The sequence below is a fragment of the Shewanella sp. UCD-KL12 genome (assembly GCF_001957125.1).
Taxonomy (GTDB): domain Bacteria; phylum Pseudomonadota; class Gammaproteobacteria; order Enterobacterales; family Shewanellaceae; genus Shewanella.
On sequence record NZ_MPHJ01000031.1, the window covers coordinates 1 to 13,720 of the forward strand.

10 protein-coding genes and 10 tRNA genes are annotated in these 13,720 nt (G+C 43.9%); 3 read left to right on the forward strand and 17 right to left on the reverse strand.

Translation table 11 applies throughout. The annotated features are described in order from the left end of the window. From BM736_RS24405 to BM736_RS24420, 4 genes are all read right to left on the reverse strand, one after another. Window positions 1–216, reverse strand: a 216-nt coding sequence (locus tag BM736_RS24405) for a transposase domain-containing protein (protein ID WP_179079089.1), incomplete at its 3' end; no start/stop codon positions are given. A 114-nt stretch (window positions 217–330) separates the two neighbouring features. Beyond that, a complete protein-coding gene (locus BM736_RS24410) occupies window positions 331–1,461 on the reverse strand; it encodes a sodium ion-translocating decarboxylase subunit beta (protein ID WP_076416867.1) in 1,131 nt (376 codons plus the stop codon). Between the two features lie 8 nt (window positions 1,462–1,469). Continuing rightward, window positions 1,470–3,269 carry a sodium-extruding oxaloacetate decarboxylase subunit alpha gene (gene oadA / locus BM736_RS24415; RefSeq protein ID WP_076416868.1) on the reverse strand — a complete coding sequence of 600 codons (1,800 nt, stop codon included), beginning with the start codon at window positions 3,267–3,269 and terminating at the stop codon, window positions 1,470–1,472. A 21-nt stretch (window positions 3,270–3,290) separates the two neighbouring features. After that, window positions 3,291–3,536 carry an OadG family protein gene (locus BM736_RS24420; RefSeq protein ID WP_076416869.1) on the reverse strand — a complete coding sequence of 82 codons (246 nt, stop codon included), beginning with the start codon at window positions 3,534–3,536 and terminating at the stop codon, window positions 3,291–3,293. Between the two features lie 532 nt (window positions 3,537–4,068). Between BM736_RS24420 and BM736_RS24425 the strand changes: the two genes are divergently transcribed. Continuing rightward, a complete protein-coding gene (locus BM736_RS24425; protein ID WP_076416870.1) occupies window positions 4,069–4,323 on the forward strand; it encodes a hypothetical protein in 255 nt (84 codons plus the stop codon). A gap of 87 nt (window positions 4,324–4,410) precedes the next feature. On the opposite strand, the gene BM736_RS24430 is transcribed toward BM736_RS24425, so the two are convergent. The 13 genes from BM736_RS24430 to recA all read right to left on the reverse strand — a co-directional run bounded on the left by BM736_RS24430 (window position 4,411) and on the right by recA (window position 10,438). Beyond that, window positions 4,411–4,502, reverse strand: a tRNA-Ser gene (locus tag BM736_RS24430). Between the two features lie 21 nt (window positions 4,503–4,523). Beyond that, window positions 4,524–4,600: transfer RNA gene (locus BM736_RS24435), tRNA-Arg, on the reverse strand. Window positions 4,601–4,620: 20 nt separating this feature from the next. Continuing rightward, window positions 4,621–4,697: transfer RNA gene (locus tag BM736_RS24440), tRNA-Arg, on the reverse strand. Between the two features lie 34 nt (window positions 4,698–4,731). Beyond that, window positions 4,732–4,808 (reverse strand) — tRNA-Arg (locus BM736_RS24445). A gap of 101 nt (window positions 4,809–4,909) precedes the next feature. Then, window positions 4,910–5,001 (reverse strand) — tRNA-Ser (locus BM736_RS24450). A gap of 21 nt (window positions 5,002–5,022) precedes the next feature. Next, window positions 5,023–5,099, reverse strand: a tRNA-Arg gene (locus tag BM736_RS24455). A 17-nt stretch (window positions 5,100–5,116) separates the two neighbouring features. Beyond that, a tRNA-Arg gene (locus BM736_RS24460) sits at window positions 5,117–5,193 on the reverse strand. A 32-nt stretch (window positions 5,194–5,225) separates the two neighbouring features. Beyond that, a tRNA-Arg gene (locus BM736_RS24465) sits at window positions 5,226–5,302 on the reverse strand. Between the two features lie 31 nt (window positions 5,303–5,333). After that, a tRNA-Arg gene (locus tag BM736_RS24470) sits at window positions 5,334–5,410 on the reverse strand. Window positions 5,411–5,431: 21 nt separating this feature from the next. Then, window positions 5,432–5,523, reverse strand: a tRNA-Ser gene (locus BM736_RS24475). A 243-nt stretch (window positions 5,524–5,766) separates the two neighbouring features. Further along, window positions 5,767–5,964 (reverse strand): carbon storage regulator CsrA, encoded by a 198-nt coding sequence (csrA, locus tag BM736_RS24480; protein ID WP_076416871.1) that lies wholly within the window; start codon window positions 5,962–5,964, stop codon window positions 5,767–5,769. 481 nt (window positions 5,965–6,445) lie between these two features. Next, the gene (gene alaS, locus BM736_RS24485) at window positions 6,446–9,070 is read right to left on the reverse strand and encodes an alanine--tRNA ligase (protein ID WP_076416872.1); all 2,625 of its coding nucleotides are present in this window, start codon (window positions 9,068–9,070) and stop codon (window positions 6,446–6,448) included. Between the two features lie 309 nt (window positions 9,071–9,379). Next, window positions 9,380–10,438, reverse strand: coding sequence for a recombinase RecA (gene recA / locus BM736_RS24490; RefSeq protein WP_076416873.1), 1,059 nt, complete (start codon window positions 10,436–10,438; stop codon window positions 9,380–9,382). Between the two features lie 346 nt (window positions 10,439–10,784). Between recA and mutS the strand changes: the two genes are divergently transcribed. Continuing rightward, window positions 10,785–13,358 (forward strand): DNA mismatch repair protein MutS, encoded by a 2,574-nt coding sequence (gene mutS / locus BM736_RS24495; protein WP_076416874.1) that lies wholly within the window; start codon window positions 10,785–10,787, stop codon window positions 13,356–13,358. 146 nt (window positions 13,359–13,504) lie between these two features. Next, the coding region (locus BM736_RS24500; RefSeq protein ID WP_179079089.1) for a transposase domain-containing protein at window positions 13,505–13,720 on the forward strand (216 nt) is incomplete at its 3' end.

The following is a 13,720-nucleotide window of genomic DNA, read 5'->3' on the forward strand; positions in this document are numbered from 1 at the left end:
ACAAACCTCTTTGATGGACTGGTTACGTATTAACCCCATCCAAAGCACGAGCCAGACTGCCTGCTGTGCAGGCAAACGGCGATTACGGATACTTGCCTTGTTGGCTGTGAGTAATGACTGCTCTATCCACTCTGAATCAATAGCCTCCATTACAGAACCATAAGACCCACTTTCTTCAACAGACTCATGAACTAGCTCAAGCTCTTGCGCAAACATAAAAAAATCCCCACCAGAATACTGGTAGGGATTATCTTTCATCTGCAGGATCGTTCAAGTCCTCTTAAACGATCGGCATTAATCGAATGATGGGCTTTTTTACTGTTGAAAAGGTTATCCTAAAACAGCAATTAATACACCAGCAGCGACAGCCGAACCTAGTACTCCCGCAACATTTGGCCCCATTGCATGCATCAGTAGGAAGTTTTGTTGATTAGACTCAAGTCCCACCTTATTGACCACTCTAGCAGCCATAGGTACAGCTGAGACACCAGCAGCGCCAATTAAAGGATTAATCTTCCCACCGGAGAGCTTACTCATGAGTTTAGCCATCAATACGCCAGTCGCTGTTCCTATTGCGAATGCGACAGCTCCCAAAACAAGAATCCCTAAGGTTTCAAGTTGAAGAAACTGATCAGCTGAAAGTTTAGATCCAACAGCAAGACCTAAAAAGATGGTTACAATATTAATCAGCTCATTTTGTGCAGTGTTAGATAATCTATCAACAACACCTGACTCACGCATTAAATTCCCTAAACAAAACATGCCAACCAGCGGCGTTGCAGCAGGAAGGAATAAAATCGTTAGTCCAAGCACCATTAAAGGGAAGATTATTTTCTCTTTTTTGCTGACTTCACGTAGCTGTTCCATTTTTATCTGTCGTTCAGACTCAGTGGTGAGCAACTTCATAATAGGTGGCTGAATAATAGGGACTAACGCCATATAGGAGTATGCAGCTACCGCTATCGCCCCTAAAAGCTCAGGTGCTAACTTTGATGCCAAGAATATTGCTGTGGGACCATCCGCACCACCAATAATCGCAATTGCACCAGCGTCCTGCATACTAAACTCAAAACCTGGTACCCAGTTAAGTGCGATAGCACCAATTAAAGTTGCAAAAATACCAAATTGAGCAGCAGCCCCTAATAGTAACATTTTCGGGTTAGCGATTAGCGCGCCGAAATCGGTTAAAGCACCGACCCCCATAAAGATCAACAATGGAAACACGCCTGTTTCGATACCAACATGGTACGCCAAATACAGCAACCCACCCTCGTCGGTGAAGCCGCCGTTAGGAATATTAGCCAAAATAGCACCAAACCCTATCGGCAATAACAGTAAAGGCTCAAAGCCTCGTACGATTGCTAAGTAAAGCAACAAGGCACCGACAGCCATCATTAACAGCTGACCACCGGTAAAGTTGGCTATGCCCGACTCAGACCAAAATGCAATTAATCCGTCCATGGTGCCCCCTATGCTATGCCAAGTAATTGATTGCCTACGGCAACAGCGTCACCCTCTTTCACCCACACTTTACTCACAACACCATCTGTTTCAGCGCGAACCTCTGTTTCCATCTTCATCGCTTCAAGGATAATAACCACATCACCAGCCTGAACCGTATCGCCAGGTGATACATTGACCTTAAAAATATTCCCAGAAAGAGGCGCGTTCATCTCTAATTTAACTTCATTACTGGTAACTTGCGCAGGGGCTGTTTGAGGGGTAACAAAAGGCACAACATTTTCAGCAGCGACAATTTGATTAATATCGCCACCAGAGGACACTTCAACCACAAAGCTCTGACCTTGAACATTAACGGTATAAGTTTCTGCGCCACGTTCTTCGGCTGGCTTACTCGGTGTAACTTCAGCCGCTTGCTCTGCTTGGGGTTTAGGCTCAAAAGCATCAGGGTTGTTACGATTTTTAATAAACTTTAAGCCTATTTGAGGAAATAGCGCATAGGTGAGCACATCATCAGCTAGCTCATCAGCAAGCGCTAGGCTATCTGCTTTGGCCTTTTCCTGTAACTCAAGCGTCAGCTTTTCAAACTCAGGAGTTAACAGATCCGCTGGACGGCAGGTAATAGGCTCTTGACCATCCAATACTTTAGCTTGCAGCTCGCTATTAACAGGTGCTGGCGTGGCGCCATACTCCCCCTTAAGCACTCCCTCAGTCTCTTTAGTCATCGACTTATAGCGTTCACCCGTTAATACATTAATCACAGACTGAGTGCCTACAATTTGTGACGTTGGCGTAACTAAAGGAAGGAAGCCAAGGTCTTCACGAACACGCGGGATCTCTTCAAGCACAAGATCTAACTTATCTGCAGCGCCCTGCTCTTTTAACTGACTCTCCATATTTGTCAGCATGCCACCAGGTACTTGAGCTCTTAAAATACGTGAATCAATACCTTTAAGCTCACCTTCAAACTGCGCATACTTTTTACGAACCACTCTAAAGTATGCGGCAATCTCTTCAAGCAGAGCCATATCATAGCCCGTTGCTCTATCTGTACCTTCAACCATGGCAACTAAGGTTTCAGTTGCGCTGTGGCCATAGGTTTGGCTAAGAGGAGATATTGCCGTATCTAAAACATCGATACCGGCTTCGATAGACTTAAGGTAAGTAGCAGTACTTAAACCCGTCGTAGCATGACACTGCATAGCGACCAGTAGATCGGTTTCAGATTTTATCTGGCTTATCATATCGAACGCATCATAGGGCTTAAGTAAACCAGCCATGTCCTTGATACATAATGAATGACAACCTAGATCTTCTAGGCGTTTTGCCATATCGACCCATGTGTCTAAGGTATGCACAGGGCTAGTTGTGTAAGAGATTGTCCCTTGAGCGTGAGCACCGACTTCTTGAACGGCTTTGATTGAAGTCTGTAAATTGCGAACATCATTCATAGCATCAAAGATTCTAAATACGTCGACACCGTTAGTGTGCGCTCTATCGACGAACTTATAGACCAGATCATCAGCATAGTGACGATAGCCCAATAAGTTTTGTCCCCGCAGTAGCATCTGCTGAGGCGTATTAGGCATCGCCTTTTTCAACTCGCGCAAACGCTCCCAAGGATCTTCACCTAAATAACGAATACAAGCATCAAAGGTGGCACCGCCCCATGATTCTAGAGACCATAGACCCACTTGATCTAATAGCGGTGCTATCGGTAGCATATCTTCTAGACGAAGGCGTGTCGCGAGAATGGATTGATGCGCATCCCTTAATACTACATCGGTTAATGCTAGTGGCTTACTCATAAAAACTCCCTACTACTCTTATTATGCTTTAACGCGATATTGATGTATGGCTGAGGTGATCACAGCGACAATTTTTGGGTCAATACTCTCTTGCTGTACTTTAGCCTGCCCGCTCCTTGATACCTCTTGCTCTTTAGCTTGAGGGGCAAACTTTAAAGCGACCAATTTAATACAGAGGATCAGTATCGTTAGAAATACAAAAACAAGCCCCATGCCTAAGAGCATAATCCCAGCGGCTTGTATCAATTGCTCAGAAATTGTGTCCATATCATCCTCAATGTAAACAGTATTTAGGTTATCACTTAGCGCTACACCCAAAATGAATATATACAGGCTTAAACTACAACTTTATGCACCCGCACACTAATCAGCATTCTCATAGAAGTGTAAAACAGCCAAATAAATGGTCGTTAAACGCCCTTCAATAGGAAAACAATAACTAATCTATAACAAAAATGCGAGCTACTTGTAAATTGGTCATACCAAGATTAGTAAAAACAAAAGCCACCAAATGAGAATAATATAATTAATGAGGCCATATAATGGTAATTCAACAACAATCAAGCCATCGTTAGTATTTATCTAATAATTAACATGAGTTCTAACAAGAAAGAGAATTCAGTAAACTGAACACGAAACAGTGATTTTGAAAACTTATGCACTTTTACTTAGGTACTCAGCCTAAAAGAGGCTGATAAAATTCTATTAAAACGTGCCTTATACTGATTTATTAATACCAATTGTATTAAGTATTTGACCAACTCAGAGCATCTCAAATTTTTCAATTCAAGGCGCATTGATGAAAAAATGGCCATTCCCTTTTAAATCAATGCAAAGCAGAAGTGGAGAGTTTGAGACGCTCACGCAGTGCGGGTCTCAAAGCGCTTTAAGCTTCGTTACGGGTTTTCGATATAGAATAACTATTAGCTTCATCCCCACGCCTTACTTACAGCGCTTTGAACTCCCGCTGAATGGTCAAACTTTTAATGCAATTGGTATCATCACAAGGGGAGTGGGTCGTCGCAATAAATGGCAAGATTACGATAAACAGTAAATTGTAACTCTGCGACTGAAGTGGATGTGGATTACATAATCGAACAGACACAAAAAAGCCCGTAGCAATCTACGGGCTTATTTGTAATGGCGGAGAGGGAGGGATTCGAACCCTCGATGGGATTTAAAGCCCATACTCCCTTAGCAGGGGAGCGCCTTCGGCCACTCGGCCACCTCTCCTAATTCACTTTTGCAAGTAAATGGTGCGCGTGGGAGGATTCGAACCTCCGACCGCCTGGTTCGTAGCCAGGTACTCTATCCAGCTGAGCTACACGCGCAAATCAGGTTTAATATTGAATGGTGCGGATGGGAGGATTCGAACCTCCGACCGCCTGGTTCGTAGCCAGGTACTCTATCCAGCTGAGCTACATCCGCAACGCTGTTCAATACTTTCAACTTATACATTAAATGGTGCGGATGGGAGGATTCGAACCTCCGACCGCCTGGTTCGTAGCCAGGTACTCTATCCAGCTGAGCTACATCCGCATATTTAATGTCTTCACACTCAACATCTTCTCATCAACAGATCGATAATAGATGAAGGGGACAAAAAAGCCCGAAGACAGCGTCTACGGGCTTGTTTGTAATGGCGGAGAGGGAGGGATTCGAACCCTCGATGGGATTTAAAGCCCATACTCCCTTAGCAGGGGAGCGCCTTCGGCCACTCGGCCACCTCTCCTAATTCACTTTTACAAGTAAATGGTGCGCGTGGGAGGATTCGAACCTCCGACCGCCTGGTTCGTAGCCAGGTACTCTATCCAGCTGAGCTACACGCGCAAATTCTATGCTTTATATGGTGCGGATGGGAGGATTCGAACCTCCGACCGCCTGGTTCGTAGCCAGGTACTCTATCCAGCTGAGCTACATCCGCATATATAAAGGTAAAGCTTTCAAATGATTCAATGGTGCGGATGGGAGGATTCGAACCTCCGACCGCCTGGTTCGTAGCCAGGTACTCTATCCAGCTGAGCTACATCCGCTCATTAAAACATTCAAACACATTGTAGATTATGGTGCGGATGGGAGGATTCGAACCTCCGACCGCCTGGTTCGTAGCCAGGTACTCTATCCAGCTGAGCTACATCCGCATCGTCGTCTACAGTAAGAAATGGCGGAGAAGGAGGGATTCGAACCCTCGATGGGATTTAAAGCCCATACTCCCTTAGCAGGGGAGCGCCTTCGGCCACTCGGCCACCTCTCCGTTTCTTGGCGCACATATTACTGTTTGACGAAAATAAGTCAAACCATTTCTTATAAAGGATTTCTGTTTGGCCTGTTTTTAAACAGATTAGTCAGATATCAGCCAAACAGCAGAAATATAGCCTGCTCTATCGTCAATAAACAGGGTAGAAAGCAAAAGCCAGAAAACAAAAAAGCCAGCTTAAAAACTGACTCTTCTATTTCAAGGCTATCGAACTCAAGACTATTCTTGATGTGATAATAGTTAGAAATTACCACCTTCAGATGCATTACCAGCCTTTTCAGATTGAATGCGTTGATAGATCTCTTCACGGTGTACAGAAACTTCTTTAGGTGCATTAACACCGATGCGTACTTGATTACCCTTTACGCCTAAAACAGTGACAGTTACTTCATCACCAATCATCAGTGTTTCACCAACACGACGAGTCAATATCAGCATTCGTTTACTCCTTTAGTTCCAAATTTAGCTTTATACGATATTATTCCGTTATATGCTTATTATAAGGTTAGCTTAGTACAAATTAAAAGTCCTCTAATGGAAAACCCCCATTTAAATACACCTTATTTAAGCCAAAGCGTGATACAGACCTCGAACATTAAGCAAACAGGCTAATAGTCGACACACTTTAGATAAGGATTATCTAACCTTGGAATTAAATTAGCATTAAATCCTAGCTATACCAAGGCTGAAAGCGCTTCCAGAATGCAAATACCTAATCAAAATACTAATGTGTTAACAAACTTTGCCAAAGAATTCACCTTCCATTACAACAAGCAAAAGCCATTCACTTAAACATTATGCCAATCGGTATACCTAGATAAATGTAAAATCACTAAAACGAAAAAGGCGCTATAAAAATTATAGCGCCTTTGTATAGCCTTAGCTTTCGAAGTTGAAAAGCTAAAAGAAGTGCAAGATGTTAGCCTAAACGTTCAGCTAACCACGGAGCCACTTGTGCAAGTGCCTCATCTAAGTTTTCAGGCTTGCTACCACCCGCCTGAGCCATATCAGGGCGACCACCACCTTTACCGCCGACCTGAGAGGCTATATTGGCTACCAGCTCTCCAGCTTTAACTTTGCCAGTTAAATCCTTTGTCACACCGACGATGAGATTTACTTTAGCTTCTCCAGCAATGCCTAAGACAACAATCCCAGAACCTAGCTTTTGTTTTAGCTCATCTTGCAACCCTCTCAACGCACCAGGCTCTACACCATCAAGTTTCTTAATTAAAACCTTAATGCCATTAATCTCCTGAGCCTCACCCGCTAAATCTGCACTTGTAGCCGCAGCTAGCTTATCTTTTAGCTGAGACAACTCTTTCTCAAGTTGCTTAGTACGGTCAAGCTGAGCTTTTAGCTTAGTCACTAGGCTATTACTATCGGCTTTAAGTAATTTAGCAGCCTTATCAAGCTCAGCCTTCTGTGCAGCAACATAAGCCATCGCAGCAGCACCTGTTACCGCTTCAATACGACGTACACCAGCAGCAATACCAGCTTCAGATGTGATCTTAAATAGACCAATATCACCCGTACGGCCAACGTGAGTACCACCACAAAGCTCTATTGAGAAATCTCCCATAGTCACTACACGTACTTCATCAGCATATTTCTCACCAAACAGTGCCATTGCGCCCTGCTCTTTTGCTGCATCAATACTCATCACCTGAGCACTAAGCTCATGGTTACGTCGAATTTGTGTATTTACGAGCTCTTCAACAGCTTGCAACTCTTCAGGCTTCACGCCATCGAAGTGAGAAAAATCAAAACGTAGACGTTCAGGATCAACAAGCGATCCCTTTTGACTCACATGCGTACCAAGGATTTGACGCAGCGCAGCATGAAGAAGGTGTGTGACTGAATGGTTCAGTTCAGTACGGTGACGCAGTTTTTTATCCACTGAAGCAACAACATCTTGTCCAACCGTGAACTCACCCGATGTTAATGCACCGGTATGTCCAACAGCTTGTCCGTATTTCTGAGTATCTTTAACAATAAACTCAACGCCATCGATACTTAAGAGACCGCTATCACCACATTGTCCGCCAGACTCACCATAAAATGGTGTTGTATCCAGTATTACTATGGCATCTTCACCAGCAGTAATTTTATCAACTGATTCACCTGCTTTGAAAATATTGATGATTTTGCCTGTTGAGACGAGATCTGTATAACCAGAAAACTCAGTTTCATCATCGATTTTAAGCGAGTCATTGTAATCGGTATCAAACTGGCCTGCAGCTTGAGCTCGACTTCTTTGCTCTGCCATTGCAGATTCAAAACCAGCTTCATCGACAGTAATGTTTCGTTCTCTACAAACATCAGCAGTCAGATCAACCGGGAAGCCGTAAGTATCGTAAAGTTTAAAGGCTGTCTCACCATCAAGTGTGCTGCCTTCAAGTGCGTTTAATGCACCATCTAAGATCCCTAAACCACGTTCAAGGGTACGCGCAAACTGCTCCTCTTCCGCTTTTAGTGATTTTTCTACAATAGCTTGAGTTGCTACTAAACCTTTAGCCGCATCTCCCATAACTTCAATCAGTGTTGGCACTAATTTATAGAAGAATGAGTCAGTAGCGCCAAGTTTGTTGCCATGACGAACCGCGCGTCGAATAATACGGCGTAGCACATAACCACGGCCTTCATTAGATGGCATAACGCCATCGGCAATAAGGAATGCACATGAACGAATATGATCAGAGATAACACGCAGTGATTTGTTTTCTAGATCGGTAACATTAAGAATCGAAGCCGTCTTTTTAATCAGGGCCTGAAAGATATCAATCTCATAGTTTGAATGGACGCCCTGTAAAATAGCAGCAATACGCTCAATCCCCATGCCCGTATCCACAGATGGCTTAGGCAGTGGCAACATATCACCATTTGACTGGCGGTTATATTGCATAAAGACGATGTTCCAGATCTCAATAAATCGGTCACCATCCTCTTCAGGTGTACCAGGGCGACCGCCCCAGATATGATCGCCATGATCATAGAAGATTTCAGAACAAGGACCACAAGGACCTGTATCTCCCATCTGCCAAAAGTTATCTGAAGCGTATGGAGCACCTTTATTATCACCGATACGAATTAAGTTCTCAGCAGGCACGCCGATCTCTTTTGTCCAGATGTCATATGCTTCATCATCAGTTTCATAAATAGTGACGCATAGTCTCTCTTTAGGAAGCTTGAGTTCTTGAGTCAGAAAGTTCCAGGCAAACCCGATCGCTTCGCGCTTAAAATAATCGCCGAAGCTAAAGTTACCTAACATTTCGAAAAAAGTATGGTGACGGGCAGTGTAACCTACGTTGTCTAAATCATTATGCTTACCACCGGCTCTAACACAGCGTTGTGAAGAGGTCGCACGAGTATAGCTACGCTTATCTTCACCAAGAAATACATCCTTAAACTGATTCATACCCGCGTTTGTAAAGAGTAAGGTAGGATCATTTACAGGCACCAGCGAACTGCTGTCCACAACCTGATGTTCATTTTTGCGGAAATACTCTAAGAAAGCAGTTCTTAGCGCTGCAGTGGTTTGATACATGAAATCACCCTGAGTTGTCATTGCGTAAATTTTTGGTTTAGTGGCGGCTAACGGATGCTAAAGGCAATTGTTATTTTAAGCACACTTCCCCTATTTTGAGGCGTATTATAAGCAGTCTGTCCGCTAACAACCAGAGTTTTAAGAAGGGTATTACGGGAAAGAGGCTACGAAAGCCAAACTAGTGAGCACAATTCTGATATTTACGCTTTTAAAAAATAAAATCGCGGTGCACAAGAAGTGCTACCGCGATAATATGAGTTAAGTCACTCACTCGCTAACTTGCGTAACAAGCTAATTGGAATCAGTTACTTAAAAAACTTCACCCGTCTCAAGATCGACATTCTCATCACCACTTGCTGAATCTGCAGATTCAGGGCTTTGTAGTAACATACCTCTTAGTGCCGTTTCGATTTCAGCGGCAATGGCTGGGTTTTCAATAAGGAATTTACCAGCATTAGCACGGCCTTGACCGATCTTATCGCCCTTATAGCTGTACCAAGCACCCGCTTTTTCAACAAGCTTGTGCGCTACACCTAGATCAACCAGCTCACCTGTACTGTTGATACCCTGTCCATAAAGGATTTGAAACTCTGCCTGCTTAAATGGCGCTGCTATCTTATTCTTAACAACCTTAACACGCGTTTCGTTACCAATAACTTCATCACGGTCTTTGATTGCACCAGTACGGCGAATATCCAAACGGACAGAAGCATAGAATTTTAGCGCATTACCACCCGTTGTTGTTTCTGGGTTACCAAACATAACACCAATCTTCATACGGATTTGGTTAATGAAGATAAGCATAGTATTGGTTTGCTTCAAGTTACCTGCAAGCTTACGCATCGCTTGGCTCATCATACGAGCAGCTAGACCCATATGTGAATCACCAATTTCGCCTTCAATCTCAGCTTTTGGCGTTAGTGCAGCCACTGAATCGACAACGATAACGTCAACGGCGCCAGAACGAGTCAATGCATCACAAATCTCTAACGCTTGCTCACCAGTATCAGGCTGCGAACAAAGAAGGTTATCAATATCTACACCTAACTTTTGAGCATAGATAGGGTCTAACGCATGCTCGGCATCGATAAAGGCACAGACTTTACCTTCACGCTGTGCGGCAGCAATCACTTCTAGTGTCAGTGTCGTTTTACCTGAAGATTCTGGGCCATATATCTCAACGATACGTCCCATAGGAAGTCCGCCAGCACCGAGTGCAACGTCCAAAGAGAGAGAACCTGTAGAGATAGTCTCAACATCCATAGAGCGGTTTTCGCCCAACTTCATGATAGAGCCTTTACCAAACTGCTTTTCAATTTGGCCTAAAACAGCGTTAAGCGCTTTCTCTTTATTCGCATCAATCTTCATTCCAAAATCCTCTTCGTGCATGAAGTCAGTCAATGAGTCCATGCTGATATAAATCTATTTAACGACACGCTAGCTGTAGCTTTTGCCACTTGCTCATAAAGGCGTCTCAATATGTAAGCTAGTATACTGTATAGTTGTACAGTATCAAGTACTGTTGATAAATTTTTTTACTGTCTCAATATCCATAATGATGAAGCTAAGGTAGATAAAGATAAAAACAATCTCACTATTTCTCAGTTTAAGTCCTCTACTAAGCTCGAAAAGTTGTTAATATTGGCGCAAATATTAAAGGTATTTAGTCAGAGCTAAATACAAGTTTCAACGTCATAGAAGAGACGCACAGTAGATGAATGTAATCGATACTCAAAACTTAGAAAAACACACTCCCATGATGCGTCAATATTTGACCTTGAAAGCTGAGCATCCTGAGATGTTGCTATTTTATCGTATGGGCGACTTTTATGAGCTTTTCTACGATGATGCAAAAAAAGCATCCGAACTACTGGGCATCTCTCTGACAGCAAGAGGCAAGAGTGGAGGCGATCCCATCCCAATGGCAGGGCTTCCCTATCATGCTGTAGAGGGATATTTAGCCAAATTAGTTCAACTGAGAGTGTCTGTCGCCATCTGCGAGCAGGTCGGCGATCCGGCAACATCGAAAGGCCCGGTTGAACGTAAAGTTGTCCGTATCGTTACACCAGGTACACTCACCGATGAAGCGCTACTGCAAGAGCGACAAGATAACCTGCTTGCTGCGGTTTATCATGGCAAAGTGGGCTACGGTTACGCCACACTTGATCTTAGCTCAGGACGCTTTGTGGTTTCTGAACTCGAAACCACTGAATCTTTAGAGGCTGAATTACAACGCACAAACCCTGCAGAACTCTTATATAGTGAAGACTTTAGCGACATAGCCCTCATTGACAATTTTAACGGTAAGCGCCGTCGTCCTGAGTGGGAGTTTGATTATGATACCTGTCATAAGCTGCTATTAGATCAATTTGGTACTAAAGATCTTCGTGGATTTGGTCTTGATAATGTGCGTTTATCACTGCAAGCTGCTGGTTGCTTAATGCAATATGTAAAAGACACCCAACGTACTGCCTTGCCGCATATTAATTCAATCGTAAAATTCGATCAAAGCACCAGTATTGTGCTGGATGCAGCCACAAGAAGAAACCTTGAGCTCACTACTAACTTGCAAGGCGGTGTCGATAATACCTTGGCATCAGTGCTCGATAATACGACCACCCCTATGGGGAGCCGTATGTTGCAGCGCTGGGTCCATGAGCCACTACGCCAACAAGCACAAATTGAATCACGACTGAGTGCAGTCACTGAGATACTTGAGACTGGGCTATTTGAAACATTAGCCCCTCAGCTAAAGTCATTAGGGGATGTAGAACGTATCACCGCCCGCTTAGCACTTAGAAGCGCACGTCCAAGAGACTTTTCTAGATTGAAACAGGCACTTTCAACCTTGCCTGAACTTCAACTTATGCTGGCTAATAGCCAATCAGCACATTTGATTAAGCTTGCAAAGACTATCGGTGAGTTCCCAGAAGAGCTCGCACTTCTCGACCGAGCAATCATTGATACTCCGCCAATGTTGATCCGTGATGGTGGTGTATTAAAAGATGGCTACAATGCTGAACTCGATCAATGGCGCGCCTTAAGTCAGGGGGCAACGGATTATTTAGGTGAGCTTGAAGCCCGAGAAAAGGAAGCTACGGGAATATCGACTCTGAAAGTTGGCTACAACCGAGTACATGGCTACTACATAGAGGTGAGCCGCAGAGAGTCAGATCTTGTTCCGCTTAGCTATCAACGTAGGCAAACCCTTAAGAATACTGAGCGCTATATCATAGCCGAGCTTAAAGAGCATGAAGAGAAAGTCCTATCGAGCCAAGGTAAAGCCCTAGCACTCGAAAAGCAGTTATGGGAAGAGTTATTTGACCTTATCTTACCTAAGTTACATGAACTGCAGCTATTCGCCCAAGGCGCTGCAGAGCTTGATGTGCTTAGTAATTTCGCTGAGCGCGCTGAGACACTCAATTATCAATGCCCTACACTAAGCAACACTCCAGGTATCCAGATAGAATCAGGGCGCCACCCCGTCGTTGAGCAAGTGAGTCAAAGCCCATTTATCGCCAACCCAGTAGCACTTAGCAGCCAACGAAAGATGTTGATTGTCACAGGGCCAAATATGGGCGGTAAGTCGACTTATATGAGACAGGTGGCTTTAATTACATTAATGGCGCATATCGGTTCTTACGTGCCAGCTCAGAGTGCCATTATTGGCCCAGTAGATAGAATATTTACCCGTATAGGCGCATCAGATGATTTAGCCTCTGGCCGCTCAACGTTCATGGTTGAGATGACAGAAACGGCCAATATTCTCCATAATGCGACGACTCAGAGTTTAGTTTTGATGGATGAAATTGGCCGTGGAACATCTACCTATGACGGTCTCTCTCTTGCTTGGTCGGCTGCAGAGTATCTTGCAGAAAAAATTCAAGCCATGACACTTTTTGCAACGCATTACTTTGAATTAACTCAGCTTCCAGAACTTATGAGTAATGTCGTTAATGTCCACTTAGATGCGATTGAGCATGGAGACAACATAGTATTCATGCATGCAGTACAAGAGGGAGCGGCAAGTAAAAGTTATGGTTTGCAAGTTGCAGCCCTTGCAGGTGTTCCTGCAAAAGTGATTGCCGCTGCCAAACATAAACTTCATCACTTAGAGAGTCGTGATAGCGAGCAGTCTGGTTATAATCCAACTCAGCAAAGCTTAAGCTTCCCTGAGCCGCAGACATCGCCAGTAGATGATGCCCTGCAGGGGATTAACCCGGATGAGTTAAGCCCTAAACAAGCACACGACATCCTATACAGGCTAAAGCAACTTATGCCAACCTAAATACTTACTCTTATTAGTACTGAAAGGGGCTGAAGAGGAGATAACAAAAAGCGCACTGTAAAGTGTAATGCCGATCGTTTAAGAGGACTTGAACGATCCTGCAGATGAAAGATAATCCCTACCAGTATTCTGGTGGGGATTTTTTTATGTTTGCGCAAGAGCTTGAGCTAGTTCATGAGTCTGTTGAAGAAAGTGGGTCTTATGGTTCTGTAATGGAGGCTATTGATTCAGAGTGGATAGAGCAGTCATTACTCACAGCCAACAAGGCAAGTATCCGTAATCGCCGTTTGCCTGCACAGCAGGCAGTCTGGCTCGTGCTTTGGATGGGGTTAATACGTAACCAGTCCATCAAAGAGGTTTGT

Bases quoted from the DNA above. Each gene is read 5' to 3' on its own strand.
- BM736_RS24410 (WP_076416867.1), bottom strand. From the start codon at position 1,461: ATGGACGGATTAATTGCATTTTGGTCTGAGTCGGGCATAGCCAACTTT.
- oadA (WP_076416868.1), bottom strand. From the start codon at position 3,269: ATGAGTAAGCCACTAGCATTAACCGATGTAGTATTAAGGGATGCGCAT.
- BM736_RS24420 (WP_076416869.1), bottom strand. From the start codon at position 3,536: ATGGACACAATTTCTGAGCAATTGATACAAGCCGCTGGGATTATGCTC.
- BM736_RS24425 (WP_076416870.1), top strand. From the start codon at position 4,069: ATGAAAAAATGGCCATTCCCTTTTAAATCAATGCAAAGCAGAAGTGGA.
- csrA (WP_076416871.1), bottom strand. From the start codon at position 5,964: ATGCTGATATTGACTCGTCGTGTTGGTGAAACACTGATGATTGGTGAT.
- alaS (WP_076416872.1), bottom strand. From the start codon at position 9,070: ATGTATCAAACCACTGCAGCGCTAAGAACTGCTTTCTTAGAGTATTTC.
- recA (WP_076416873.1), bottom strand. From the start codon at position 10,438: ATGAAGATTGATGCGAATAAAGAGAAAGCGCTTAACGCTGTTTTAGGC.
- mutS (WP_076416874.1), top strand. From the start codon at position 10,785: ATGAATGTAATCGATACTCAAAACTTAGAAAAACACACTCCCATGATG.